Origin of the sequence: Streptomyces lavendulae subsp. lavendulae, from assembly GCF_002803845.1 — a bacterium.
Classification (GTDB): Bacteria; Actinomycetota; Actinomycetes; order Streptomycetales; family Streptomycetaceae; genus Streptomyces; species Streptomyces lavendulae.
In genome coordinates this window covers 6939982-6965763 of the sequence record NZ_CP024985.1, presented here as the reverse complement: position 1 = coordinate 6965763, position 25782 = coordinate 6939982, and the positions used below count along the sequence as shown (strand labels likewise).

Here is a 25782-nt window from a genome sequence, read left to right as displayed (position 1 = left end):
GGTCGTCGGCGTGCAGGGGGATCCTTTCGCCTGACCGATACCCAACAACAGAGCAAGGTCGAGTTCTTTGCCAACCCGATAACCGGAAACGGGTGTACCGCTGAGCGGTGTCCCTTTCGCCCCGACGTGACCGCCCGTCACCACCCGTACGCGCGCGCCGCCTCGTCCAGCAGCTCGCGCAGCCGCAGCGCGTCCGGGGCCAGGGCCGTCACGAGCACGGCGGGACCCGCCAGCGGGGTGACCGCCGCGAACTCCCCGAGCACCCGCGCGGCGGGCGGGTCCGCGTCGAACCGCGGGTCCACCACCAGCAGCTGACCGAGCGCCCGGTGGCCCGCGATCCCCGCCGGGCCGTCCCAGCCGCCGGGGGCGCCGGGGCCGCAGGACAGTTCCTGGTCCAGCAGGGGGCGGCCGCCCCGGATGACCGTGAGCCGGGCGCGCAGCGTGCCGGGGGCCTCGCCGGTACGCCCCAGCACCTGTTCCTCACGGAGCATCAGCCGGGCGGTGGGGGCCAGTTCGGCCCGGGTGCGCACGCGCAGGTCGCTGCCGCGCACGGAGACCAGCTGCTCCGGGAGCCAGCGCACCTGCGCGTCCTCGGCGAGCGAGAGGCGTACGTCGTACCGTGCGGGCTCGCCGCCCCGGCCGGGCAGGGCCAGGGTGGCGGCCGCCGAGCGCATCGCGAGCCGGGCGCCCGGCCCCGCGTCGGCCTCCACCGTGAGGTGGTCGCCGCCGAGGGGGGCGCTCATCGCGCCGACCAGCATCACCCCGGCCTCGGCGCCCTCGTCCCGGGTGCGGCGCAGGGCCAGCGGCCCCTCCCCGGCCAGCAGGGGCAGGGCGGTGCCGCCGCGCCCGTCACGGACGGCGCCGATCCGGGCGGTGGCCCGCAGTCCGGCCGGGGGCGCCGGGGTGGTGGCGGGGGCCGCGGGGGTCACCGTACGACCCAGGCGGCGATCCGCTCGCGCACCCAGGCGGCCACCGGGGCCACTCCCTCGCCGCCGCGCAGGGACTGGAAGGCGACGGGCAGTTCCCCGCGCTGGGCGGCCGCGTCGCGGGCCATCCGCTCCAGGTCGGAGCCGACGTGCGGGGCGAGGTCGGTCTTGTTGACGACCAGCAGGTCGGCGGTGGTGACGCCGGGGCCGCCCTTGCGCGGGATGTCGTCGCCGCCGGCCACGTCGATGACGAAGATCTGGGCGTCGACCAGCCCGCGGGAGAAGGTGGCGGTGAGGTTGTCGCCGCCGGACTCGACGAGGATCAGGTCGAGGGGTCCCACGCTGTCCTCCAGCTCCTCGACGGCCTCCAGGTTCGCGGAGATGTCGTCGCGGATGGCGGTGTGCGGGCAGGCCCCGGTCTCGACGGCACTGATCCGCTCGGGCGGCAGGACCGCCTCGCGGAGCAGGAACTCGGCGTCCTCACGGGTGTAGATGTCGTTGGTGACGACGGCCATGGACAGTTCGGCGCGCAGGGCCCGGCAGAGCGCCGCGACGGTCGCGGTCTTGCCCGAGCCGACGGGTCCGCCGAGTCCGATGCGCAGGGCGCGGCGCGTGCCGTCGGCGCGGTGCGGGTCCGCGCTGTGGGTGTGGCGCTGGGGGTAGGTCACGTCGTGGTCGAGGTGCACGGGATTCTCCTTGGCAAGTGGTGTGGGTGGCCGGGGCCCGGTCCGCTCAGGAGGCGAAGAGGCGGACCGGCCAGTCGGCGTGGACCTGCGCCGCGATCTCCAGCAGGGGCGAGGAGGGGGCGGGCAACGCGTCCGGACCCTCGGTGCGGGCCAGCAGGGCGGCCTCGGCGGCCCCGGCGGCCACGCCGTCGAGCTCGGGTGCCAGCCGCGCCAGCACCCCGCTCGCCTCGAACGGGTCCAGGCCGAGCAGCCGGACCGTCGCGGTCGCCGGGCCGCTGACGCTCTCGTACGCCGCCACGTGGGCGGCGTCGAGCGCCCCGAGCCCGGCCGCCCGGGCGGCGGTCCCGAGCACCACGGGCTGGTGCGCCCCGCGCGGGAAGGCCGCGGCCAGCGCGTCGAGCCCGGGGTCGGGCCAGGTGGCGCGGGCGGCCCGCATGAGCTGGCGGCCCAGGCGGCGCGCGGCGGCGCGCAGGGCGGGCGAGGGCGTACGGGCGTCGGCGGCGGCGTCGAGCTCCACCGGGTCGAGGCCGAGGGCCGCCGCCGCCGCGAGGGCGGCGGCGGTGACCCCGGCGGTGTGGAGGCGGCCCCGGCAGAAGTCGGCCAGGGTCGCGGCGTCGTGGATCCGGCCCGCCTTGCAGGCGGCCTCCGCCCCGCCGGAGTGCGCGTGGCCTCCGGCGGGGAAGCGGCCGTCCGCGAGCACGAGCAGCGTGGCGAGGCTCATCGGCCGGGCTCCGTCAGGGTGGGCCGCATCGGGGTGGGCCGCATCAGAAGAGGAAGTATCTCTGTGCCATGGGCAGTTCCGTCGCGGGCGCCGGTTCCACGGCCTCCCCGTCGATGGTGACGGTGAAGGTGTCGGCGTCGACCTCGACCCGCGGCATGGCGTCGTTGTTGCGCATGTCCGCCTTGCCCACCTTGCGCGTGTTCTCGATCGCCGTGAACTGCTTGCCGAGACCCAGCCGTTCGGGCAGCCCGTTGTCGAGCGCGGCCTGCGCGGTGAAGTTGAGCGAGTTCAGCGCGGGTGCCCTGCCGATGCTGCCGAACATGGGCCGGGGCAGGATCGGCTGCGGGGTGGGGATGGAGGCGTTGGCGTCGCCCATCTGCGCGTAGGCGATCTGGCCGCCCTTGACGACCACCTCGGGCTTGACGCCGAAGAAGGCCGGCGTCCACAGCACCAGGTCGGCGAGCTTGCCCACCTCCACCGATCCGACCTCGCGGGAGAGGCCCTGGGCCACGGCGGGGTTGATCGTGTACTTGGCGACGTAGCGGCGGGCCCGCTGGTTGTCGGCGGGGCCGTCGCCGGGCAGGAAGCCGCGCCGCTTCTTCATCACGTGCGCGGTCTGCCAGGTCCGCATCACGACCTCGCCGACCCGGCCCATGGCCTGGGAGTCGGAGGAGATGATGGAGATGGCTCCGAGGTCGTGGAGCACGTCCTCGGCGGCGATGGTGGAGGGCCGGATCCGGGACTCGGCGAAGGCGAGGTCCTCGGGGACGGCCGGGTTGAGGTGGTGGCAGACCATCAGCATGTCGAGGTGTTCCTCGACGGTGTTGACGGTGTGCGGCCGGGTCGGGTTGGTCGAGCTGGGCAGGATGTTCGGCTCGGAGACCACGGTGATGATGTCGGGCGCGTGCCCGCCGCCCGCACCCTCGGTGTGGTACGAGTGGATCGTCCGCCCGGCGATGGCCGCGAGGGTGTCGCCCACGAACCCGGCCTCGTTGAGGGTGTCGGTGTGGATGGCGACCTGGGCACCGGTCTCGTCGGCGACGCTCAGGCAGGCGTCGATGACGGCGGGGGTGGCCCCCCAGTCCTCGTGGATCTTGAAGCCGAGGGCGCCGCCGCGCAGCTGGGAGTGCATGCCCTCGCGGGACATGGTGTTGCCCTTGCCGAGCAGGCCGATGTTGACCGGGTAGGCCTCCAGGGCCGCGAACATGCGGGCCAGGTGCCAGGGGCCGGGGGTGACGGTGGTGGCCTTGGAGCCCTCCGCCGGGCCGGTGCCGCCGCCGACGAGGGTGGTGATGCCGGAGGCGAGGGCCTCGTCGATCACGGTCGGCGAGATGAAGTGGATGTGGGTGTCGATGGCGCCCGCGGTGACGATCTTCCCGTTGCCGGCGATGATCTCGGTCTCGGGGCCGATGACGAGCGCCGGCTCCACCCCGTCCATGGTGTCGGGGTTGCCCGCCTTGCCGATGCCGCAGATCCGGCCGTCGCGGATGCCGACGTCGGCCTTGACGATCCCCCAGTGGTCGAGGATCACGACACCGGTGATCACCGTGTCGGGGGCGCCTTCGGCGCGGGTCGTGCGGGCCTGTCCCATGGATTCGCGGATGACCTTGCCACCGCCGAAGACGGCCTCGTCACCGGAGTTCCCGGGTCCGCCGCTGAGGTCCTGCTCGATCTCGACGAAGAGGTCGGTGTCGGCGAGCCGGATCCGGTCGCCCTTCGTCGGTCCGAACAGGTCGGCGTACTGCCGGCGCGAGATCTCAGCCATCGAGCGGCCCTCCGGTCTCCCCGCGCAGTCCCGGTACGGTGCGCAGCCCGCCCAGCGGGACGAGCTCGACGGCGACGGGGATGCCGGGCTCGAAGCGGACGGCGGTCCCGGCGGCGATGTTCAGGCGCAGGCCGCGGGCCGCCCGGCGGTCGAAGTCGAGGCCGGGGTTGGCCTCGGCGAAGTGGTAGTGGGAGCCGACCTGGACGGGCCGGTCGGCGGAGTTGAGCACGGTGAGGCGGGTGACGGGGCGGCCCTCGTTGAGGCGCACCGGACCGTCCCCGAAGGCGATTTCGCCGGGGATCATCTGGTCGCTCCCGTTCAGACGATGGGGTCGTGGACGGTGACGAGCTTGGTGCCGTCCGGGAACGTGGCCTCGACCTGGACGTCGTGGATCATCTCGGGGATGCCCTCCATGACCTGGGCGCGGGTGAGCACGGTGCGGCCGGAGGCCATCAGCTCGGCCACGGTCCGCCCGTCACGGGCGCCTTCGAGGATGTGCGAGGTGATGAGCGCGACGGCTTCGGGGTGGTTCAGCAGGACCCCCCGCGACCTGCGCTTCTCGGCCACGTCCGCCGCCACGTGGATCATGAGTCTTTCTTGTTCGTGCGGTGTCAATTGCACCTGATATCACCAAGCTTCCGGGACATGATCAACATCGCGCCGCAGTGACCGTACCGGCCTTCAACACTCTGTTGACCTGTGCATATCCATGCCAAGCATGTCTTGCCCAACGCAGGGAGAGGCTTTCCGTACCGATCACCGGCCCTTTACCGGCCCATGGCTGATCGTTGGCGGAGGAGCCCGGCCCCTCACGTTAGGGCCCGCACTTTTCCGCCGAGTTAACCCACGTTTCGGGAAGGCTCCCGGTTCACCTGTCCGGGCCCGCGGCGGCGCGGCCGCCGTATACGACGGCGGGCCGGGAAGGGGCCGGGCTCAGCAGCCGCGGGCGGTCCGCGCGGGGGCTCCGGCCGGCCAGGGGAGGGCGATCCACACGGTCTTGCCCCCGTCCGCGGTCGGGCTGACCGAGAGCCTGCCGCCCGCCTCCGCCGCGAGCCAGCGGATGATGACCATCCCGCGGCCGTTGTCCTGCTGCACGGCCGCGGGGAGCCTCCGGGGCCAGCGCGGGTGGCTGTCGGTGACGCCGACGCGCAGCCACTCCTCGCGCTCCAGGCGGAGGTCGACGGTGAAGGTCGGGGACTGGCCGAAGGTGTGCTGGACCGAGTTGGTCGCGAGCTCCGAGACGATCAGCCGGACGGTGTCGGCGGTCTCCGCGTCCTCGGGAAGCCCCCATTCGCCGAGCACCTGCGCGACGTACCGGCGGGCGGCGGCGACCGAGACCGGATCGCTCGGCAGAGTGACGGATGCTTCCAGCTGATCTGCCATGGCGACGTCCCTTTCCCACCGGGACGGAACCGCCCCGGATCTACGCTGAGCGCCAGAGTGCCACCCATCGTGCCGCCGTTTCCGCCGATCCCCCAAGATATGCATATATCTGTCGCTCAATGCGGTGAACTCTGCTACGGAAGAGCGTATTTGGACGGCAGACCGGTGCGAGCCGCGCCGGTGGAAGGAGAGCGGGTATGCAGCACGGTCCCGCGGTGCGTCGGCGCAAGCTCGGCGAGGAGCTGCGCGCCCTCCGTGACCGCTCCGGGCTCACCAGTGGTGAGGTCGCCCGGATCGTCGGATGGCACCAGTCGAAAGTCAGCCGCATCGAGACGGGCCGCAGCGGCGTGAAGTCGGCGGACATCAGGCTGCTGCTCGACGCCTACGGGGAGGTGGTGAGTCCGCAGCAGCGCGCCCTGCTGGAGGCCCTGGGCGCCTCGGCGGCCGGCCCCGCGGCCCACGGCGACGCCGCGCGCGGGCGGCAGTGGTGGCACGACTACCGGGGCCTGCTCCCGCAGGAGTACCGCGACTTCATCAGCCTGGAGGCGGGGGCCCGCGCGGCGCGGACGGTGGAACTCTCCGTCGTGCCGGGCCTGTTGCAGACCCCGGAATACGCGCGGGCCGTGACCCGGGCCGCGCTGGGCGGGCTGCCGGAGCCGAAGGTGGACGCGCTGGTCGACGTACGGCTGGCCCGGCAGGCCGTGCTGCGGTCGGACCCGCCCCTGGAGCTGAGCGCCGTCCTGGACGAGGCGGTGCTGCGGCGGCAGATCGGAGGGCCGGGGGTGATGCGGGAGCAGCTGAGGCATCTGGTGGAGGTGGCCCGGCTGCCCCAAGTGCGGCTACAGGTACTGCCGTTCACGGTGGGGGGTCATCTCGGCCTGACGGGCCCGTTCGTCATTTTCTCATTTCCGAACATCGCCGATCTGGATGTGGTGGTACTCGACCATTTGACGAGTAGCCTCTATCTGGAGCGGAAGGAAGACCTTGAGGCCTACGGCGCCGCGTTCCGCACCATCCAGGCGCACGCCCTCCCGCCCCGTGACTCGTCGGATCTCATCAGCTCACTCGCTGACGACGCGTAAGGAGGCACCCCCCGTGTCCGCAACCCCCTTATCCACCAGCGGACTTCTGAACAGCGCGCGGTGGCGGCGGAGCAGCCGCAGCACCGGAATGAACAACTGCGTGGAAGCGGCCGCCCTCACCGGCGGTCTGCTGGCCGTCCGCGACTCCAAGCGGACGGACGGCCCGGCCGTGCTCTTCACCGGGCCGGCCTGGGACGGCTTCCTCGCCTCGGTACGGGCGGACCTGCACCACCCGGTCGCACCGGGCCGCTGACGCCTATCGGTCCGTGGCTCCGGCCGGAGCGGTCCGCAGGACCGTACCGACAGCCCGGACGATCTCGTCCCCCGTGAGATCGGCCCGAGCGGTCAGCCGCAGCCGGGAAATGCCGTCCGGCACCGACGGCGGACGGAAGCACCCCACGGACAGACCTGCCTCGCGGCAGTCGGCGGCCCAGCGCAGTGCCGCCGAGGCCGACGGGGCCCGCACCGACACCACGGCCGCGTCCGGCCGGGCCGCGGTCAGGCCGGACGCGGTGAGCCGCCCGTACAGATCGGCGGCCACCTCCCGGACCCGGGCCGCGCGCTCCGGTTCGCGCCGGAGCAGGCGCAGGCTCGCCAGTGCGGCGCCCGCGGCGGCCGGAGCCAGCCCGGTGTCGAAGATGAAGGCGCGCGCGGTGTTGACCAGGTGCCGGATGACCTTGGCCGGGCCCAGCACCGCCCCGCCCTGACTGCCCAGCGACTTCGAGAGGGTCATCGTCGCGATCACCCCCGGCGCGCCCGCCAGCCCCGCGGCGTGCAGGGCGCCCCGGCCCCCCTCGCCCAGCACCCCCAGACCATGCGCGTCGTCCACGACCAGGGCGGCGCCCGCGTCCCGGCAGGCCTCGGCGTAGGCCGCGAGCGGGGCCGCGTCCCCGTCCACCGAGAAGACCGAGTCGGTCACCAGCAGGGCGCGTCCCGCGTGGCCGGCGAGGGTCTTGCGGACGGATTCCGGATCGCCGTGCGGGGTGACCGCGACCTCGGCGCGCGAGAGCCGGCAGCCGTCGACGATCGACGCGTGGTTCCCGGCGTCGGAGACCACCAGCGTGCCCCGGCCTCCGAGGGCCGTCACGGCGGCGAGGTTGGCCGCATATCCGGACGAAAGCACCAGGGCCGCCTCGAAACCGGCGAAATCGGCGAGTTCCCGTTCGAGTTCGGTGTGCAGCTCCGTCGTCCCCGTGACCAGGCGGGATCCGGTGGCCCCCGCGCCCCAGCGCTCGGCGGCCGCGCACGCGCCCCGCACGGTCTCGGGATGCCGGGACAGCCCCAGGTAGTCGTTGCTCGCCAGGTCCAGCAGCGGCGAGGAGGCGGGCCTCGGGCGCAGCGTCCGTACCAGCCCCGCCTGCTCTCGGGCCCGCTCCGCGGCGTCGATCCAGGCGAAGACGTCCTCGGGTTGCGGGGTGTGCTGCGTCATCGGCGGTCCTCGTGTTTTGTCGGCAGTCGACAGATCTGCTCGACCCTAGCCGCCGGGGCCCGTGGGACTGGTGTGGCGATCCACACACTCCCTTCCGGCCATGTTGTCCGTTCTCTCCTTGGCCGGGAGTGCTCGCGTGGTCCAGGATCGGGCCCATGGACCTGCTGAACACCCTGGTGGAAAAGGGACTGCGGCGCGAGCTGCCGACCCGCGAAGAGGCGCTCGCCGTACTGGCGACCTCCGACGACGAACTGCTCGACGTGGTGGCCGCTGCCGGCAAGGTGCGCCGCCAGTGGTTCGGGCGCCGTGTCAAGCTGAATTACCTGGTCAACCTGAAGTCGGGCCTCTGCCCCGAGGACTGCTCGTACTGCTCGCAGCGGCTCGGCTCGAAGGCCGAGATCCTCAAGTACACGTGGCTGAAGCCCGAGGAGGCCTCCCAGGCGGCCGCCGCGGGTGTCGCCGGCGGCGCCAAGCGGGTCTGCCTGGTGGCCAGCGGACGCGGTCCGACGGACCGGGACGTGGAGCGGGTCGGCAAGACCATCGCGGCCATCAAGGAGCAGAACGAGGGCGTCGAGGTGTGCGCCTGTCTGGGTCTGCTCGCCGACGGGCAGGCCGAGAAGCTGCGCGACGCGGGTGCGGATGCCTACAACCACAACCTCAACACCTCCGAGGCCACGTACGGCGCGATCACCAAGACGCACACCTACGCGGACCGGGTCGACACCGTCCAGAAGGCGCACGCGGCGGGCCTGTCGGCCTGCTCGGGTCTGATCGCCGGCATGGGCGAGAGCGACGAGGACCTGGTCGACGTCGTCTACTCGCTGCGCGAGCTCGACTCGGACTCGGTGCCGGTCAACTTCCTGATCCCCTTCGAGGGCACCCCGCTGGCCAAGGAGTGGAACCTCACCCCGCAGCGCTGCCTGCGGATCCTGGCGATGGTCCGGTTCGTCTGCCCCGACGTGGAGGTCCGCATCGCGGGCGGCCGCGAGGTGCACCTGCGCTCGATGCAGCCGCTCGCGCTGAACATCGCCAACTCGATCTTCCTCGGTGACTACCTCACCAGCGAGGGCCAGGCCGGCCAGGCCGACCTCGACATGATCGCGGACGCCGGTTTCGAGGTGGAGGGCACCGGTACGACGACCCTGCCCGCGCACCGCTCCGAGGTCGCCGCCGGCGGGGGCTGCGGCTCTCACGCGGGCGGCGCGTCGGTCTGCGGTTCGGGCGGACAGGGTGATTCCGTCGAGGCGGGCTGCGGTTCCGCGTGCGGCGGCTGCTCCGGTCACGCCGAGGAGGCCCCCGCGCCCGTCCAGGCCGAGGCCGGCGAGGTGCGCCCGGACCTGGTGGCGGTGCGCCGCCGCGGCGCGGGAACGGACCTCGCCCCCAATGCGTAACCCGTACCCCCTGCACGACCCGCTCGACCGGGCGTCGGACACGGCGCGGTTGCTCGAACTGGACCGCCGGCACGTCTGGCACCCGTACGGTCCGATGCCCGGGCGGCAGGAGGCCCTCGTGGTCTCCTCCGCCTCGGGGGTCAGACTGCGGCTCGCCTCCCCCGCGCAGGGGCAGGAGGAGCTGGTCGACGGCATGTCCTCCTGGTGGTCGGCGATCCACGGCTACAACCACCCGGTGCTGAACGAGGCCGCGACCGCGCAGCTGGGCCGCATGTCGCACGTGATGTTCGGCGGGCTCACCCACGAGCCCGCCGTCCGGCTGGCGACGAAGCTCGTCGAGATCACCCCGCCGGGACTGGAGCACGTCTTCCTCGCCGACTCGGGCTCCGTGTCCGTCGAGGTCGCCGTCAAGATGTGCCTGCAGTACTGGCGTTCGCTCGGCCGCACCGGCAAGACCCGGCTGCTGACCTGGCGCGGCGGCTACCACGGGGACACCTGGCAGCCGATGGCCGTCTGCGACCCCGACGGCGGCATGCACGACCTGTGGCAGGGCCACCTGCCCCGGCAGGTCTTCGCCGACGCCCCGCCCGGGGACTTCGACAGCCCCGTGGACCCGGCGTACGCCGAGCACCTGCGCGCCTTGGTCGCCGCCCACGCGGACGAGCTGGCCGCGGTGATCGTCGAGCCGGTGGTGCAGGGCGCGGGCGGCATGCGCTTCCACAACCCGGACTACCTGCGGGTGCTGCGCGAACTGTGCGACGAGTACGGGGTCCTGCTGATCCTGGACGAGATCGCCACCGGGTTCGGGCGCACCGGCGCGCTGTTCGCGGCCGACCACGCGGGGATCACCCCGGACGTGATGTGCCTCGGCAAGTCGCTGACCGGCGGCTACCTCACCCTCGCGGCCACCCTGTGCACCGAGCGGGTCGCCGACGGCATCTCCCGCGGCGAGGTCCCCGTGCTCGCGCACGGTCCGACCTTCATGGGCAACCCCCTCGCCACGGCGGTGGCGCTCGCCTCCGTCGAGCTGCTGCTCGGGCAGGACTGGACGAGCGAGGTCAAGCGGATCGAAGCGGGCCTGCGCGAAGGGCTCGACGGGGCGCGCGCGCTCCCGGGGGTCCGGGACGTGCGGGTGCTGGGCGCGATCGGCGTGGTCCAGCTCGACCACGACGTCGACGTGTGGGCCGCGACGCGGGCGGCCGTCCGGGAGGGCGTCTGGCTGCGGCCGTTCCGCGACCTGATCTACGTGATGCCCCCCTTCGTCACCGGCGACGGCGATGTCGCACGGATCTGCCGGGCCGTCCTCGCGGCCGCCCAGGAAGGCTGACATGCCCGTACTCGTCGTGTCCGGAACGGGCACGGAAATCGGCAAGACCGTGGTCACCTCGGCGATCGCGGCGGCCGCCGTGGCCGCCGGGCGTTCGGTCGCGGTCCTCAAGCCGGCGCAGACCGGGGTCGGTCCCGGGGAGCCGGGGGACGCCGCCGAGGCCGCCCGTCTGGCCGGCCCGTCCGTCACCACGCTGGAGCTGGTCCGCTATCCCGAGCCGCTGGCGCCGGACACCGCCGCGCGGCGCTCCGGGCTGGCGACGCTCGCCCCCGCCGCCATCGCGGAGGCGGCCTCGCGGCTGGCCGCCGACCACGACCTGGTCCTCGTGGAGGGCGCGGGCGGGCTGCTCGTGCGCTTCGACGAGAAGGGCCACACCCTGGCCGACGCGGCGCGGCTGCTCGCGGCCCCGGTGCTGGTCGTCGCTCCGGCCGGACTCGGCACGCTGAACTCCACCGCCCTGACGGCGGAGGCCCTGCGCGCCCGGGACCTGAGCCCGTTCGGGGTGGTGGTCGGCAGCTGGCCCGCCACGCCCGACCTGGCGGCCCGCTGCAACCTCGCCGACCTGCCCGACGTGTCGGGGATCCCGCTGCTGGGGGCCGTCCCGGAGGGGTCCGGCGCCCTGGAACCCGCCGCGTTCCGTACGGCCGCACCCGGCTGGCTGGCTCCCCGCCTGCACGGCACGTGGTCGGCGGAGTCCTTCCTGGCGGACTGGCAGGCCTGAGACCTGGCCTCGACCCGGCCCCGGCGCAGCGAGTTGCCGCCTCGGGGCCGGGCGGGGCAGCCGCTTTCGGGCGCTCCGCCGGAGCCGCGCCGCAGCCGGTGAGCAGCAGCACGACGGCGGCCGGCGATCCGGCGGCCGTGAGCGGGACGCGGGTCGTGCGGGTGGTCACGCGGTCTCCCCTTCCCCGCGGGCACCGCCCCCAAGTGCGCTGCCCGGCAGGCGTGCCCTGCCCCCCACCATCCGGCCACCCCCAGCGGTTTGCGACATTCCGGTTTCACCGCGCGCCGGGACGGGGAATCTGCCCGGCAGGGCACGCGCGCCCGTGTCCACCCCCGAACCGCGCCAGGAGGTCCGCCGTGCCGCCCGCACCTCCCCCCGATCCGGTCCACCACCCGCACTTCGCCCGGTTCTACGCCCGCGCCAGCACCGCCGCCGAGACCCGCATGGGCATGGGCGTCCTGCGCCGGGAGCTCCTGCACGGGGTCTCCGGCCGCGTCATCGAGATAGGCGCGGGCAACGGCCTGAACTTCGCGCACTACCCCCGCGCCGTCTCCGAGGTCGTCGCCGTCGAACCGGAGCGCACCCTGCGCCGCCTCGCGGCCGCCGCGGCGCTGCGCGCCGAGGTGCCGGTCGACCTCGTACCGGGGCTCGCGGAGGCCCTTCCGGTGAAGAGCGAGGCTTTCGACGCCGCCGTGGCCTCCCTGGTGCTGTGCACCGTACGCAACCTCCCCCGCGCCCTCGCCGAACTGCACCGGGTGCTGCGGCCCGGAGCGGAGCTGCGGTTCCTGGAGCACGGACTGGCCCCCGGTCCCGGTATGGCCGCCGTCCAGCGGACGCTCGACCGGACCGTGTGGCCCCGCCTCTTCGGCGGCTGCCACACCGCCCGCGACCCGCTCGCCTCGATCGAGGCGGCCGGCTTCCGGATCGTCTCGCACCGCTCCTTCCGCCTGCCCGAACGCGGCCCCGCCCTGCCCACCTCCTACTGCGTCATCGGCACGGCCCGCCGCTCCCCCGACTGACCGGCCGCTCCCCCGGCGGGTCCGGGAACCCGTCCGCCAGCAGGTCGCGGAGCCACCGGTGTCCCGGGTCGGCCGCGTTGCGGGGGTGCCAGGCCATCCCGATGTCGAGCGGGGCCAGGTCGAGCGGGACGGGGAAGGTCCGCAGGCCCAGCGCGGCGATCGTGTCGGGGAGCCAGTCCGCGAGCATGAGCGCGACGAGGTCGCTGTCCCGGGCGAGCAGCATCGCGCTCGTGTGGCTGGGCACGATCACCGCGGTCCGGCGCCGCAGCCCCAGTTCCGCGAGGGCGCCGTCGATGGGTCCGACGCGCTTGCCGAGCCGGGAGATGCCGATGTGTTCGGCAGCGGCGAAACTTCGGGCGTCGATCCGCCGGTCGAAGAGCGGGTGACCGCTGCGGGCGACCCCGACCAGGCGCATCCGGGTGAGGGGCCGGGTCAGGATCTCGGGGTCCAGGTGCCCGAGGACGCCGAGTTCGACGTCCACCCAGCCCTGACGCAGCCCGGGACCGCCTTCCACCGCCTCCGGCAGGAAGACCACGTCCACGTCCGGGGCCTCCGCGTGGATGCGGTCGGTCAGCGTCCCGGCCAGCCCCACGAGGAGCAGGTCGGTGGCCTGCACGGTGAAGGTGCGGTGGAGGTGCGCGGGGTCGAAGCCGGCCCCGGGGCGCAGGACGTTGTCACATCCGCGCAGCAACGCCCGTACGTCTTCGCGGAGTTCCAGGGCGCGCGGGGTCGGGACCAGTCCCTGGCCCGCCCGGACCAGCAGGGGATCGCCCACGGTACGACGGAGCCGGGCGAGGGTGCGGCTGACCGCGGCGGGGGAGGTACCGAGCCGCTCCGCCGCGCGGGTCACGCTGTTCTCCTGGAGCAAGGCGTCCAGCACCCGCAGCAAGTTGAGATCCACATCCACTCCTGACCTGCATTTTTACGCCTGAGGCAACTATGGGATGCCGATCTTTGCATGGCTGTGAAAGCGTTCGGCGCCCAGAGTGGGCGGAGCCGCGGGAACACGCGGCGGTTCTCCTTTCTCCTTCTCCTCCTTCCTCAGGGATCCTCCATGCAGCAGTTCTCGCGCGCCGGCCGTGCCGGCGACGCCCTCGCCGTCGTCAGCCAGAGCGGACCGACGGTCTCCTTCTTCGACGCCGCCTCCGACCGGCACCTCGGCTCGGTGGAAGTCCTCGCCGAGCCGCACGAGTTGTGCTTCGACCCCACGGAGCGCCTGCTGTGGTGCACCACGGCGTACCGCTCGGGCTACTACCACGCGAACGGCGGCCGGCGCACCGAACTGACCGTCATCGACCCCGACACCCGCCGGATCGTCGAGGTCGTCGACCTCGCCCCGGAACACGGTCCGCACGGCCTGGCGCTGGACCCCGCCCGCCGGCTCCTCTACGTCAGCGTCGAGGGCTCGGCGGACCGGCCCGGCGGCGTGGTCGTCGTCGACACCCGGACCCGCCGGCCCGTGGGCAGGATCGACACCGACGCACCCGGTCCGCACTGGTTCGCCATCGACCCGGCGGGCAGGACGGGTTACGCCACCAACAAGGAGGCGCCGTTCGTGTCGATCGTCGACCTGGAACGGGGCGTGCTCACCGGCAAGGCGGAAGTGCCCGGCAGCGAGGGACTGGCCGTCTCCGCCGACGGCACCCACGCCTTCGTCGCCGCGCCCTACGCCGGCTCCTTCTCCACCGCTGCGGAGCGGCCGACCCCGGGCATCCGGGTGATCGACGCCCGGACGGCGTCCGTCGTGGACACCCTTCCCACGCGCGACCTGGTCCTCCCGGTCCACCTGACGTCGACGGGCAAACTGCTCGCGGGAGAGCTGTGCGTGAGTCCCGACCCGGACTCCCGCCTCGGCAGCCACGCCCCCGGCCGCCTCACGGTGTTCTCCGCCGAGACCCGCCAGCGGCTCGGCGAGGTGGAGGTCGGGCGCTTCCCGCTGACCATCACCTCCTCGCCGGACGGCAGGATCGCCTACGTGGCCTGCGTGATCTCGTCCACCGTCGACATCGTCGACCTGGAGACGCTGCGGACCCTGGCCCGGCTGGACATCGCCAAGCTCGCCGAACCCGGCGCCCACGGCCTGGCGTACATCCCGCGCCCCTCCTGAGCCACCCGCACTGGCCGGACGGCCCGCCGCCTCCGGAGAAGTCAGCCCACGGTGACCGCCGGGGCCGGCAGGACGCGCCAGTCGGGTTCCAGGGATATGAGGTGGCCCGTCATCGAGTGGAGATCCTCCTGGAGCCCGGCGCGGGCGCGCAGGGCCGGGAGGTGCCCGGCGACGTATCGAGTCGGCGACCCGGAGCACCGTCGCGCTCCGGAGCGCCGGGGCCAGGTCCGTCGCGTCGCCCGCCATGTCGGCACGCGTCAATCGGCCTGAAGTAGCAGGTCACCCCCTACTTACGGCCTCATACCCGCGCGTTCACCCGCCCGGCGGATCCGGGTCCGCTTCACCCGTCACGCCTGCGCGAACGACTTCACCCAGCGCCGCCAGCGGTCCTGGCGTTCGTAGCCGGCCGCCGTCCACATCCGGTGCGCCCGCTCGTTCGCCTCCAGGACCATCGCGTCACCGCGTCGCCCGCCGACCTCGGCGAAGCGCCGCTCGGCCGCCTCCAGCAGCGCCGAGGCGACCCCCTGTCGGCGGCGGGCGGGCAGCACGGCGAGCCGGTACAGGGAGGCCCGCCAGCCGTCCCAGCCGGCGATCACGGAGCCGACGAGGACCCCGTCGGACTCCGCGAGGATCAGGGCGTCGGGGTCGCGGGCGATGAGCCGGGTAACGCCGTTCACGTCATCCGTGATCGAGGTCCCCTCGGCCGCTTCCTTCCAGAAGGCGAGCACGTTCTCGGCGTCGGCCGGGACGGCGGTACGTATCAGTAGGTCGGTCATGGCCGGGAGCCAAGCACGCCCCACCACCGGCCCGCCACCGACTTCCGTCCCGCGAGACACCGGCCGGGTACGGACGGCTTCCCGGCGCCCGCTCGACCAAAAGGACGCCCCATAGGCTTTGCCCTTCCTTTACCATGTGGGGAACGGTCCTCTCCGACGAAAGACGAAAGGTGTGAGCGTCCGCCCATGGGCGAGCCTCCCAGTCCCCGACATCCCCGTGCGCGACATCGCGCGGCCCCCCTCCTCCTGGCTGATCATGGGACGGAGGTGAACGACCGATGACCGAAGTGCTCCTGCTCATCGTGGCCCTGCTGCTCTGCCTTGCCTGCGGAGTCTTCGTCGCGGCCGAGTTCTCGCTGACCACGGTCGAGCGCAGCGAGCTCGAACGTGCCGTCGAGCGCGGCGAGAGGGGCGCCGACAGCGCCCTGGCGGCCGTCCGCAGCCTGACCTTCCAGCTCTCCGGCGCCCAGCTCGGCATCACGGCGACCGGCCTGGTCATCGGCATGATCTCCAAGCCCTCGATCGCCGCCCTGCTCCAGGGGCCCTTCGAGGCCATGGGGCTCTCGCCCACCGCCGCCTCCTCCACCGCCCTGGTGCTGGGCACCGCCCTGTCGACCGTGGTGCTGATGGTCGTCGGCGAGCTGGTGCCCAAGAACTGGGCCATCTCCTCCCCCCTGGCCATCGCCAAGCGCGTCGCCACCGCGCAGCGCGTCTTCAGCCGTACCTTCAGCCCCCTGATCAGCCACCTCAACAGCACCGCCAACCACATGGTCCGACGGTTCGGCATGGAACCCACCGAGGAGCTGGCCTCCGCGCGCAGCCCCCAGGAGCTGGTGGCCCTGGCCCGGCACTCCGCGAAGGCCGGCGCACTGGAGAAGGACACCGCCGAGCTGTTCGTGCGGACCCTGAACCTGGCCGACCTCACCGCGGAGAACGTGATGACCCCGCGCGTGCAGGTGACCGCCCTCGACGTGCAGACCACCGCCGAGGACGTGGCCAACGCGACCATGGCCACCGGCCTGTCGCGCTTCCCCGTCTACCGGGGCAGCCTGGACACCGTCGTCGGCACCGTCCACATCAAGGACGTGCTCGCCCTGCCCGCCGCGGAGCGGCACCGCCATCCCGTCTCGCAGCTGCTGCGCGAGCCCCTCCTCGTACCGGAATCCCTGACGGTGGACCGGCTGCTGGACCGGCTCTCCGGCAAGCAGACCATGGCCGTCGTGATCGACGAGTACGGGGGCACGGCCGGGGTGGCCACGCTGGAGGACATCGTCGAGGAGGTCGTCGGCGAGGTCCGCGACGAACACGACCCGCACGAGACCTCCGACCTGGCCCCGGCCGGTACGGACGAGTCCGGCAGGTCCCTGTACTCCGCCGACGGCGCCGCACGCACCGATCAGCTCCGGCTGATCGGCCTGCGCGTCCCGGACGGCCCGTACGAGACCCTGGCCGGACTGATAGCCACCGAACTCGGCCGGATCCCGGCCGTCGGCGACAGCCTGGAACTGGACGGCTGGCGCCTGGACGTGGTGGACGCCGGCGGGCGCCGAGCCGCCCGCGTGCTGCTGCACGCACCGGCCGAACCCGCCGGTGACGAGCCTACGGAGGGGGCCCGATGACCGTCGTACAGCTGCTGATCGGCCTGGCGACCCTGGTCGTCAACGCCGTCTTCGTCGGCGCGGAGTTCGCGCTGATCTCGGTCCGGCGCAGCCAGATCGAGCCCTACGCCGAGCAGGGCGACCGGCGCGCCCGCGCCGTCCTGTGGGGCCTGGAACACGTGTCGGCGCTGATGGCCGCGGCCCAGCTGGGCATCACCCTGTGCACCCTGGTGCTGGGCGTGGTGGCCGAGCCCGCCATCGCGCACCTGCTGACCCCGCTCTTCGACCTCGTCGGCGTGCCCTCCGGGGTGACGCACGCGATCTCCTTCGTGATCGCGCTGGCACTGGCGACGTACCTGCACATGCTGTTCGGGGAGATGCTGCCGAAGAACGTGGCACTGTCCGAGCCGGTGCGCACCGCGCTGGTGCTGGGCCCGCCGCTGGTGACCGTGACCCGTGCGCTGAAGCCGGTGATCTTCGCGATCAACGCCTTCGCCAACGCGCTGCTGCGGCTGCTGCGGGTGGAGGTCAAGGACGAGGTCGCGGCGACGTTCTCGGACGACGAGCTGGCCCGGATCGTCAAGGACTCCAGTGCCGCGGGGCTCATCGACGACCGGGCGAGCGAGCGGCTCCACGACGCGCTGGAGCTGGGCCGGCGCCCGGTCACCGATGTGGTGCTGCCGGTGGACCGGGTGGTCACGGCGCGGCTGGGCATCACGGCGGACGGGCTGGAACTGCTGTCGGCCGAGTCGGGGTACTCGCGTTTCCCCGTGGTCGACGAGCAGCGCCGGATCCTGGGCTACCTGCACGTCAAGGACGCCCTCGACGCGGTGGATCGGGACGAGCCGTTCCCGCGGTCCGAGCTGCGGTCCATCGCGCAGGTGCGGGCGGACACCCCGCTGGACGACGTGCTGACCGCCATGCGGCGCAGCCGTACGCACCTGGCGGCCGTCCTCGGGACGGACGGGGCCATGACGGGCCTGGTGACGATGGAGGACGTGCTGCGCGAGCTGTTCGGCCGGCCCGCGTCCGCCTGACAGCCGTGTGGTCCCCGGCCCTGCGGGGCCGGGGTACCGCGCGGTAGCATCGCTCCGCCATGGAGATGAATGCGTCTTACACCAGTTTCGTCGCGATCGGCGACTCCTTCACCGAGGGCATGTCCGACCTGCTCCCGGACGGCTCCTACCGGGGCTGGGCCGATCTGCTGGCCGCCCGGCTCGCGGCGCGCGAGCCGGGCTTCCGCTACGCGAACCTCGCGGTGCGCGGAAAGCTGATCGGGCAGATAGCCGAGGACCAGGCGCCGGCCGCCGCCGCGATGGGCGCCGACGTGGTGACGCTGGTGGGCGGGCTCAACGACGCCCTGCGGCCGAAGGTCGACATGGGCAGGGTCCGCGGCCACCTGGAAGAAGCGGTGGCCCTGCTGGCCCCGTCCTGCGGGCGGCTGGTGCTGATGCGCTCCCCGGGCCGCAACGGCCCGGTCATGGAACGCTTCCGGCCGCGCATGGAGGAGCTGTTCGGCATCCTCGAAGAGCTCGCCGCCCGCCACGGGGCGCTGCTGGTGGACCTGTACGGGGCCCCGGTGCTCGGCGATCCGCGCATGTGGGACGTCGACCGGCTGCACCTGACCGCCGAAGGCCACCGCCGGGTGGCGGAGGCCGTCTGGCAGAGCCTGGGCCTGCCCCCGGAGGAGGACTGGCGGGCCGCCCTGCCGCCCGCCGCGGCCCCCGGCTGGCAGGTGCGCAGGACCGAGGACCTGCGCTTCGCCCGGCAGCACCTGCTCCCCTGGATAGGCCGCCGTCTGACGGGCCGCTCCTCGGGGGACGGCCGCCCCTCCAAGAGGCCCGAGCTGCTGCCCTACGGGGCCTCGCCGCCCTCGTAGCAACACACAATCACGGGTGGTGCCCCCACCTGCGTAAACGCACAGCCGCGGCCCAAGTAGAATCCCTACACGTGACAGCCAAGCCCCGCATCCCCAATGTCCTGGCCGGCCGCTACGCCTCCGCGGAGCTCGCCGTCCTGTGGTCCCCCGAGTACAAGGTGACGCTGGAGCGGCGGCTGTGGCTCGCCGTGCTGCGCGCCCAGAAGGACCTCGGCATCGACGTCCCGGACGCTGCCCTCGCCGACTACGAGCGCGTCCTGGAGACGGTCGACCTCGCCTCCATCGCCGAGCGCGAGAAGGTCACCCGGCACGACGTGAAGGCCCGGATCGAGGAGTTCAACGCCCTCGCCGGCCACGAGCACGTGCACAAGGGCATGACCTCCCGTGACCTGACCGAGAACGTCGAGCAGCTGCAGATCCGGCTGTCGCTGGAGCTGGCCCGGGACCGCACGGTCGCCGTCCTGGCCCGTCTCGGCAAGCTGGCCGGCGAGCACGCCGAGCTGGTCATGGCCGGCCGCTCCCACAACGTCGCCGCACAGGCGACGACCCTGGGCAAGCGTTTCGCGACCGCCGCCGACGAGCTCCTGGTCGCCTACGACCGCCTGGAGAACCTCCTCGACCGCTACCCGCTGCGCGGCATCAAGGGCCCGGTCGGCACCGCCCAGGACATGCTCGACCTGCTGGGCGGCGACGCCGCCAAGCTCGCCGACCTGGAGCAGCGCATCGCCGCCCACCTCGGCTTCTCCCAGGCCTTCACCTCGGTCGGCCAGGTCTACCCGCGCTCGCTCGACTACGACGTGGTCACCGCGCTGGTGCAGCTCGCCGCCGCCCCTTCCTCGATCGCGAAGACCATCCGCCTGATGGCGGGCCACGAGCTGGTCACCGAGGGCTTCAAGCCCGGCCAGGTCGGCTCCTCCGCGATGCCGCACAAGATGAACACCCGCTCCTGCGAGCGTGTGAACGGCCTGATGGTCATCCTGCGCGGCTACGCCTCGATGACCGGCGAGCTGGCCGGCGACCAGTGGAACGAGGGCGACGTCTCCTGCTCCGTGGTCCGCCGCGTGGCCCTGCCCGACGCCTTCTTCGCCTTCGACGGCCTGCTGGAGACCTTCCTGACCGTCCTCGACGAGTTCGGCGCCTTCCCGGCCGTCGTGGCCCGTGAGCTGGACCGCTACCTGCCCTTCCTCGCCACCACCAAGGTGCTGATGGGCGCGGTGCGGGCCGGGGTGGGCCGTGAGGCCGCCCACGAGGTCATCAAGGAGCACGCGGTGGCCTCCGCGCTCGCCATGCGCGAGCAGGGTGCCGAGCGCAACGAGCTGCTGGACAAGCTGGCCGCCGACGAGCGGATGCCGCTGGACCGTGCGCAGCTGGACGCCCTGATGGCGGACAAGCTGTCGTTCACCGGCGCCGCGGGCGACCAGGTCGCGACCGTGGTCTCCCGGATCGAGGCCATCGCCAAGGAGCGCCCGGAGGCCGCCGGGTACGCGCCGGGGTCGATCCTCTGACCCCCGACGAGCTCGAAGCCGCCCGTGACCGCGTCCTGCCGGACGTGGTCGCGGGCGGTCTGCGCGTGCTCTTCTGCGGGATCAACCCGGGGCTCCTCTCCGCCGCGACGGGCCACCACTTCGCCCGGCCCGGCAACCGTTTCTGGCCGGTCCTGCACCTGTCCGGCTTCACGCCCCGCCGGCTGGCCCCGGAGGAGCAGGAGGAACTGCTCACCTACCGCCTCGGCATCACGAACGTCGTGGCCCGGGCGACCGCCCGCGCCGACGAGCTGACCGCGGAGGAGTTCCGTGAGGGCGGCCGGATCCTGACGGCGAAGGTCGAACGGTTGCGGCCCGACTGGCTCGCCGTGGTCGGCGTCACCGCCTACCGCACCGCCTTCGGCGACCGCCGGGCCCGGATCGGCCCCCAGGACCGGACCATCGGTACCACCCGCATCTGGGCACTGCCCAACCCCAGCGGCCTCAACGCCCACTGGACCGCGGAGTCCATGGCCCAGGAGTACGCCCGCCTCCGCGAGGCCGCGGAAGCGCCACCCGCCCCCTGACCGGAAGGTCCCGGGACGGCCCCGCCCAGCGGGTCATTCACGCGTCGGCCGCCCTGGCGTCGATCACTCGGCGCGGCCCGCGATGGCCCGCGCGCACTCCATCGACTCGGCGCGGGTGGTGTCGATCTCCAGGTCATAGACCACGCCCCGGTGGACGGCCTCCGCCTGTGAGACGGCCATCCCGACGGTCCGGTCGCCCCGCGCGACCTCCCGGCCCGCGGCCACCGCAGCCTCGCACCTGACGCCGACCCACAGCACCCGCAGCCCTCCCAGAGCCTGCTGCCAGCGCTTCTGGGACGCCGCCCCACCGAGGAACACCTCGTCGACCACGACCCGGGCCCCGGCCCGCGCCATCGCGGCGATCCCCTCGATCCAGGCCTCCTCCAGCGCCCGGAACGCGGACCCGACGACCACCTCGCCGTCCGGGGCGAACTCGATGCCCCCGTCCATCGCCCGCATCGACGCCGGCATCGCGTCGACCAGGGTGTCGACCCCGAAGACCAGCCACGGATCCGGCAGGACCGCCTGCAGGCACCGGGCGATGCCCGACTTGCCGGAGCTGGAGCCGCCATTGAGAACGATCACCTGAGTCTGCACCGCGCCACAGTAGGACCACCGCACCGGCGGGCGACAACACATTTCGCGGCCCTAGGAGTTGTCGTCAAAGTGTCACGCCCACATCAGGAGCGACGCGAGGGTGACGGCTGCTTGGTAGGACTGGGCGGTCTTGTCGTACCTGGTCGCGATGCCGCGCCATTGCTTGAGGCGGTTGCGCCGGGTTCGGTTGCGGACCTGGTCGGATCGTTCCGGGATCGTGGGCGTGATGCCGCGGCGTCGCAGCCAAGAACGGATGGCCTTCGAGCTGTAGCCCTTGTCGCCTATGACGTGGTCGGGCCTGATGCGCGGTCTGCCCGGCCCGATCCGGGGCACCCGTATCGCGTCCATCACGGCGGTGAACTGGGTACAGTCGTTGATGTTCCCGCCGGTCAGGACGAACGCGAGGGGTCGGCCCGTCCCGTCGCAGGCCAGGTGAATCTTGCTGGTCAGCCCGCCGCGGGACCGGCCGAGGGCCGGGCTGCGGAGCCCCCTTTTCGGGCCCCGGACGCGTGCTGGTGGGCACGGACAACGGTGGAGTCCACCGACACCAGCCACTCGATGTCGCCTGCCGCGTCCGCTTGCGCCTGCGCGGCCTGGAGCATCCGCTCGAATGTTCCGTCCGCCGCCCACCGGCGGAAACGGGTGTGGAGGCTGGCCCACGACCCGTACCGGTCGGGCACGTCCCGCCAGGCGACCCCGGTCCGGAACTTCCACACGATCCCGTTCAGGACCGTCCGGTCGTCCAGCCGCGGCCGCCCCAGCGCAGGCTGCGGCAGCAACGGCTGCACGAGTTCCCACTCAGCGTCCGACAGTTCATGGCGACGTATCACCCGACCATGATCCACAACGCAAGATCACTTTGACGACAGACCCTAGGGCGGGTCCGTCACCGTGATCCCCGCCATCAGCGTGTAGGGGTCCTCCTCTCCCCACTGCGTCACACAGGCCACCAGCCACCGGTCCTCCGCCCGCCAGACGTGCACGTGGTCGGTGCTGTGCGTCAGCTCCTCCCAGGGCTGCGGAACCTCCTCCCCCTCGGCAACCAGGGCGGCCGGCGAGCGCAGCGTGAAGACCAGAGGCGTCCCCCAGCGCTCCGTCAGGGCCTGGGTGAGAGCCGTGTACTCGGCGCTGATCTGATCGGCGGCCTCCCGGCGGCCGGAACCGTCGTCCTCCCAGAAATCCCCGGTCTCCGCCAGACGGACCAGGTGGTAACCCGGGCCGCTGCTGTGCCGGCCGAGGCGCACCGGAATGTCCACGAAGCTCTGGGCCCGCAGCCGGTCGATCAGGTCGAGATGCTGTGCCGTGGTCATACCGTCAGTATTCCGGGGACCACTGACAATTGGTCCGGCGTCACGCGTCGCGCCGCCGCACGGCCAGCCACCCCGCGGCCAGGGATACGAGGGCCCACAGCGCCGTCACCGCGAGCCCGCTCCACGGACCGAGCGTCCCTTGCACCTCCAGCCGCATCACCGCCTGGCCGGCCCGGTCCGGCATGAACCGGCCCGCACCATCGGCGACCTGGCCGACCACGAAGGGCACGATCAGCAGGAAGGGTATGAGCAGGCTCATCACCAGCGTGCCACTGCGCACCAGAGCCGTCAGACCGGCCGACAGCAGGGCGATCAACGTGAGGTACGCACCGCTGCCGAACACGGCCCGCACGGTGCCCGGGTCCCCCAGGGAGAGGGCGTACTCCCCCATCAGGGCCTGCCCCGCGACGAAGGTGACCAGACCGGTGATCTGACCGACCACGAAGGCCAGTCCGGCCACCGCGGCGGCCTTCGACAGGTACAGCCGGGTCCGGTTGGGCACGGCGGTGAGCGACACGCGCAGCGCTCCGTTGCGGAATTCACCGGCGAAGGCCGTGGCACCGAAGGCGACGGCCGCGATCTGCCCGAAGTTGATGCCGAAGAACGCCCCGAACAGCCGGTCCTCTCCCAGTGCTCCCGGTTGCGACGTACCGATGGCGGCGGCGGTGAGGACGGTGATGCCGGCCGTGGTGGCGAAGACGGCCAGGAGCGATGCGAGTATCGAACGGCTCGAACGTATCTTGATCCACTCCGAGTGCAGGACGGAGACGGTGGGCAGGGCTGCGGCGCTCATGACGGTGGCTCCCCTCGGGATTCAGGCGGTGGTCGCGGAGAACTGCGCGCGTTCGGCGGTGAGATCGAGATAGGCCTGCTCCAGGGAGGCCCGCTCGTCGGCCAGCTCCAGGACGGGAATGCCCTCACGGGCGGCTAGGGCGCCGATCCGTTCGGCCCGTATGCCCTCGATGGTCCAGTGCCCCTCATCGGCGGCGACCAGCTCGAAGCCCTCCCGGGCCAGGGCCGCCCCCATCCGATCCGGCTCCGAGGTGCGCAGCCGCACCCTCCGGGCGCTGCGGGCGCTGATGAACTCCTCCATCGAGGTGTCGGCGAGGAGCCTGCCCCGCCCCAGCACCACGAGGTGGTCGACGAACGCCGCGGACTCGGCCATCAGGTGGCTGGAGACGAAGACGGTGCGCCCCTCGGCCGCGAGGCCCCGCATCAGCTCTCGGATCCAGATGATGCCCTCCGGGTCGAGGCCGTTGGTCGGCTCGTCCAGCAGCAGCACTCCGGGATCGCCCAGCAGGGCGGCGGCTATGCCCAGGCGCTGGCGCATGCCCAGTGAGAAGGTCCCGATGCGGCGGCGCGCGACGGAGGCGATACCGGCCTGCTCCAGGACCCTGTCGACCCGGGCGGGTGGGATGCCGTTGCTGACGGCGAGCGCGAGGAGGTGGTCGCGGGCCCGGCGGCCCGCGGGGGCCGCCTGCGGGTCGAGGAGGGCCCCCACCCGGTGCAGGGGGCGGTCGAGGTCGGTGAAGCGGTTCCCGCCGATGGTGGCGGCGCCGGCGGTCGGCCGGTCCAGGCCCAACAGCAGCCGCAGGGTGGTGGACTTGCCGGCGCCGTTGGGCCCCAGGAATCCGGTGACCCTGCCGGGCAGGACGTCGAAGGTGAGGTGGTCCACGACCCGCTGGGTGCCATGGTCCTTGGTGAGTTCGCGGATCTCGATTCGGTTCATGCCCCCAGCGTCGCCGTCGGGCCTCTCCCCTTCCCTCCCCCATGCGAGGGTGGCGTCTCCCCCACGTGGGGGAGACGCCACCGCCGCACCCCCTGCCAGGATGAACGCATGTCCCGACTCGTCCACTCCCCGTTCAGGTCCGTCACGTACACGCGCTGGCTGCACCTGTGCGTACCGCTCCTGCTCCTCGCCGTGTGGATGTTCATCAACCCGCGGTGGCCTTGGATGCCCCTGCTGATCGTCATACCGTTCGGGTTCGTTCCGTGGGTACGGCTGGCGGAAGGGCTCCAGGCGCGTTTCCTGCTGACCCCGCAGGAGCGCGAGACCGAGGAGAGCGGCATCGCCGCCGCCCCCGCCGCCCGTTGGGCGGACCGCTGGCGGACCGTGCTCTGGCTGGAGATACGGCTGGTCGTCTCCAGTGCGGCCATGTTCGCCACCGTATGGCTGCCGGTCATGACCGCCGAACTCGTCGCGACCGCTCTCGGGCACCCGCTCGACGACGACCCGGCCGTGCCGTTCACCCCGGCCCGCTGGGCCGCGGCCCTTCTCGCGCCGTTGCCACTGGTCGTGCTGATCGTGGTGGTCGTCCTGCTCGGCGAGCTGATCACCGCGATCGCGAAGCGACTGCTGGGGCCGTCCGCGGCCGAGCGGCTGACGGCACTGGAAGCGCGCACGGAACAGTTGCTGGAGCGGACCCGCATCGCGCGCGAGCTGCACGACTCCATCGGGCACGCCCTGACGGTGGCGGTGGTCCAGGCCGGCGCGGCCCGCGCGGCGGGCGACCCGGAGTTCACCGACCGCGCCCTCGTCGCGATCGAGGAGACGGCCCGGGCCGCCTTGGAGGACCTGGAGCGGGTACTGACGGTCCTGCGCGAGTCCGGGCAGCCGCCCTCGCAGCGGCCGACGCTGGCCGAGGCGGACCGGCTGCTGGAGTCCGCCCGGGCCTCGGGAGCGGCGGTGGACGCCCGACTGACCGGCCCCCTGGAGAAGTTGCCCGGCCCCGTCACCCGTGAGGGGTACCGGATCCTGCAGGAAGCGCTCACCAATGTGCTGCGGCACTGCGGTCCCGTTCCCGTCCGGGTCCGGGTGGAGATGGCCGCGGACCGGCTGGAGCTGGAGGTCACGAACGCGCTGCCGGAACGCCCGAGGGTCACGCCCGGGAGCGGGAGCGGGCTGCGCGGAATGCGAGAGCGGGCCGCACTGCTCGGCGGAGAGGCCGAAACCGGTCCCCACAAGGGCGGTTGGAGAGTGCGCGCCCGGCTTCCGCTGGAGCGAATACGCTGACC

At 72.9% G+C, this 25782-nt stretch carries 27 protein-coding genes and 1 pseudogene; 13 read left to right on the top strand and 15 right to left on the bottom strand.

What is annotated here, in order from left to right:
- Positions 1–137: 137 nt before the first annotated feature.
- From SLAV_RS31220 to SLAV_RS31190, 7 genes are all read right to left on the bottom strand, one after another.
- Positions 138–929 (bottom strand): urease accessory protein UreD, encoded by a 792-nt coding sequence (locus SLAV_RS31220; RefSeq protein ID WP_100661019.1) that lies wholly within the window; start codon positions 927–929, stop codon positions 138–140.
- Positions 926–1612: an urease accessory protein UreG gene (gene ureG / locus SLAV_RS31215; protein ID WP_100661018.1), complete on the bottom strand. Its 687-nt coding sequence runs from the start codon at positions 1610–1612 to the stop codon at positions 926–928. The genes SLAV_RS31220 and ureG overlap by 4 nt, the downstream gene beginning before the upstream one ends.
- 46 nt (positions 1613–1658) lie before the next feature.
- Complete coding sequence (locus SLAV_RS31210; RefSeq protein WP_100661017.1) at positions 1659–2333, bottom strand: urease accessory protein UreF; 675 nt, start codon at positions 2331–2333, stop codon at positions 1659–1661.
- Positions 2334–2376: 43 nt separating this feature from the next.
- On the bottom strand, positions 2377–4098 hold the full coding sequence (locus SLAV_RS31205) for an urease subunit alpha (protein WP_100661016.1): 1722 nt from the start codon (positions 4096–4098) through the stop codon (positions 2377–2379).
- A complete protein-coding gene (locus tag SLAV_RS31200; protein ID WP_100661015.1) occupies positions 4091–4402 on the bottom strand; it encodes an urease subunit beta in 312 nt (103 codons plus the stop codon). The genes SLAV_RS31205 and SLAV_RS31200 overlap by 8 nt, the downstream gene beginning before the upstream one ends.
- Before the next feature lie 14 nt (positions 4403–4416).
- Positions 4417–4719: an urease subunit gamma gene (locus tag SLAV_RS31195; RefSeq protein ID WP_100661014.1), complete on the bottom strand. Its 303-nt coding sequence runs from the start codon at positions 4717–4719 to the stop codon at positions 4417–4419.
- A gap of 312 nt (positions 4720–5031) precedes the next feature.
- Positions 5032–5481, bottom strand: a complete 450-nt coding sequence (locus SLAV_RS31190; protein WP_100661013.1) for an ATP-binding protein — start codon at positions 5479–5481, stop codon at positions 5032–5034.
- 197 nt (positions 5482–5678) lie between these two features.
- On the opposite strand from SLAV_RS31190, the gene SLAV_RS31185 reads away from it, so the two are divergent.
- Entirely contained in the window at positions 5679–6563 is an 885-nt protein-coding gene (locus SLAV_RS31185) for a helix-turn-helix domain-containing protein (protein ID WP_100661012.1), read from the top strand.
- A 13-nt stretch (positions 6564–6576) separates the two neighbouring features.
- Positions 6577–6816: a DUF397 domain-containing protein gene (locus tag SLAV_RS31180; protein WP_100661011.1), complete on the top strand. Its 240-nt coding sequence runs from the start codon at positions 6577–6579 to the stop codon at positions 6814–6816.
- Between the two features lie 3 nt (positions 6817–6819).
- Here SLAV_RS31180 and SLAV_RS31175 read toward each other — a convergent pair whose 3' ends face one another.
- Complete coding sequence (locus SLAV_RS31175; RefSeq protein WP_100661010.1) at positions 6820–7992, bottom strand: 8-amino-7-oxononanoate synthase; 1173 nt, start codon at positions 7990–7992, stop codon at positions 6820–6822.
- Between the two features lie 155 nt (positions 7993–8147).
- Between SLAV_RS31175 and bioB the strand changes: the two genes are divergently transcribed.
- The 4 genes from bioB to SLAV_RS31155 all read left to right on the top strand — a co-directional run bounded on the left by bioB (position 8148) and on the right by SLAV_RS31155 (position 12450).
- On the top strand, positions 8148–9383 hold the full coding sequence (gene bioB / locus SLAV_RS31170; RefSeq protein ID WP_100661009.1) for a biotin synthase BioB: 1236 nt from the start codon (positions 8148–8150) through the stop codon (positions 9381–9383).
- Complete coding sequence (locus tag SLAV_RS31165) at positions 9376–10710, top strand: adenosylmethionine--8-amino-7-oxononanoate transaminase (RefSeq protein WP_100661008.1); 1335 nt, start codon at positions 9376–9378, stop codon at positions 10708–10710. The genes bioB and SLAV_RS31165 overlap by 8 nt, the downstream gene beginning before the upstream one ends.
- 1 nt (position 10711) lies before the next feature.
- Positions 10712–11431, top strand: a complete 720-nt coding sequence (gene bioD / locus SLAV_RS31160; RefSeq protein ID WP_100661007.1) for a dethiobiotin synthase — start codon at positions 10712–10714, stop codon at positions 11429–11431.
- A gap of 356 nt (positions 11432–11787) precedes the next feature.
- On the top strand, positions 11788–12450 hold the full coding sequence (locus tag SLAV_RS31155) for a class I SAM-dependent methyltransferase (RefSeq protein WP_244225246.1): 663 nt from the start codon (positions 11788–11790) through the stop codon (positions 12448–12450).
- On the opposite strand, the gene SLAV_RS31150 is transcribed toward SLAV_RS31155, so the two are convergent.
- Positions 12419–13351, bottom strand: coding sequence for a LysR family transcriptional regulator (locus SLAV_RS31150; protein ID WP_100661006.1), 933 nt, complete (start codon positions 13349–13351; stop codon positions 12419–12421). The two genes, SLAV_RS31155 and SLAV_RS31150, sit on opposite strands and share 32 nt — an antisense overlap.
- 153 nt (positions 13352–13504) lie before the next feature.
- Between SLAV_RS31150 and SLAV_RS31145 the strand changes: the two genes are divergently transcribed.
- Entirely contained in the window at positions 13505–14557 is a 1053-nt protein-coding gene (locus tag SLAV_RS31145) for a YncE family protein (protein ID WP_100661005.1), read from the top strand.
- Positions 14558–14904: 347 nt separating this feature from the next.
- Here the strand turns inward: SLAV_RS31145 and SLAV_RS31140 are convergent, their stop codons facing one another.
- Entirely contained in the window at positions 14905–15333 is a 429-nt protein-coding gene (locus tag SLAV_RS31140; RefSeq protein ID WP_100661004.1) for a GNAT family N-acetyltransferase, read from the bottom strand.
- A 278-nt stretch (positions 15334–15611) separates the two neighbouring features.
- Between SLAV_RS31140 and SLAV_RS31135 the strand changes: the two genes are divergently transcribed.
- The 5 genes from SLAV_RS31135 (at position 15612) to mug (ending at position 20860) form a co-directional block, all read left to right on the top strand.
- A complete protein-coding gene (locus SLAV_RS31135) occupies positions 15612–16952 on the top strand; it encodes a hemolysin family protein (RefSeq protein ID WP_100661003.1) in 1341 nt (446 codons plus the stop codon).
- Positions 16949–17968, top strand: coding sequence for a hemolysin family protein (locus SLAV_RS31130; RefSeq protein ID WP_100661002.1), 1020 nt, complete (start codon positions 16949–16951; stop codon positions 17966–17968). Before SLAV_RS31135 ends, SLAV_RS31130 begins: the two co-directional genes overlap by 4 nt.
- A 59-nt stretch (positions 17969–18027) precedes the next feature.
- A complete protein-coding gene (locus tag SLAV_RS31125) occupies positions 18028–18810 on the top strand; it encodes an SGNH/GDSL hydrolase family protein (RefSeq protein ID WP_100661001.1) in 783 nt (260 codons plus the stop codon).
- Positions 18811–18881: 71 nt separating this feature from the next.
- On the top strand, positions 18882–20315 hold the full coding sequence (gene purB / locus SLAV_RS31120; RefSeq protein WP_100661000.1) for an adenylosuccinate lyase: 1434 nt from the start codon (positions 18882–18884) through the stop codon (positions 20313–20315).
- Positions 20312–20860: a G/U mismatch-specific DNA glycosylase gene (gene mug, locus SLAV_RS31115; RefSeq protein ID WP_100660999.1), complete on the top strand. Its 549-nt coding sequence runs from the start codon at positions 20312–20314 to the stop codon at positions 20858–20860. The genes purB and mug overlap by 4 nt, the downstream gene beginning before the upstream one ends.
- A 63-nt stretch (positions 20861–20923) precedes the next feature.
- Here the strand turns inward: mug and cpt are convergent, their stop codons facing one another.
- The 5 genes and pseudogenes from cpt to SLAV_RS31090 all read right to left on the bottom strand — a co-directional run bounded on the left by cpt (position 20924) and on the right by SLAV_RS31090 (position 24496).
- Entirely contained in the window at positions 20924–21445 is a 522-nt protein-coding gene (gene cpt / locus SLAV_RS31110; protein ID WP_100660998.1) for a chloramphenicol phosphotransferase CPT, read from the bottom strand.
- Between the two features lie 84 nt (positions 21446–21529).
- Positions 21530–22284: pseudogene (locus SLAV_RS31105) on the bottom strand (IS5 family transposase).
- 45 nt (positions 22285–22329) lie between these two features.
- Positions 22330–22767, bottom strand: a complete 438-nt coding sequence (locus SLAV_RS31100; protein ID WP_030236749.1) for a hypothetical protein — start codon at positions 22765–22767, stop codon at positions 22330–22332.
- 40 nt (positions 22768–22807) lie between these two features.
- The gene (locus SLAV_RS31095; RefSeq protein WP_030236746.1) at positions 22808–23560 is read right to left on the bottom strand and encodes an ABC transporter permease; all 753 of its coding nucleotides are present in this window, start codon (positions 23558–23560) and stop codon (positions 22808–22810) included.
- A gap of 21 nt (positions 23561–23581) precedes the next feature.
- Positions 23582–24496 (bottom strand): ATP-binding cassette domain-containing protein, encoded by a 915-nt coding sequence (locus SLAV_RS31090; RefSeq protein ID WP_030236745.1) that lies wholly within the window; start codon positions 24494–24496, stop codon positions 23582–23584.
- 108 nt (positions 24497–24604) lie between these two features.
- On the opposite strand from SLAV_RS31090, the gene SLAV_RS31085 reads away from it, so the two are divergent.
- Positions 24605–25780, top strand: coding sequence for a sensor histidine kinase (locus SLAV_RS31085; protein ID WP_030236742.1), 1176 nt, complete (start codon positions 24605–24607; stop codon positions 25778–25780).
- The last annotated feature ends 2 nt before the right edge of the window (positions 25781–25782 follow it).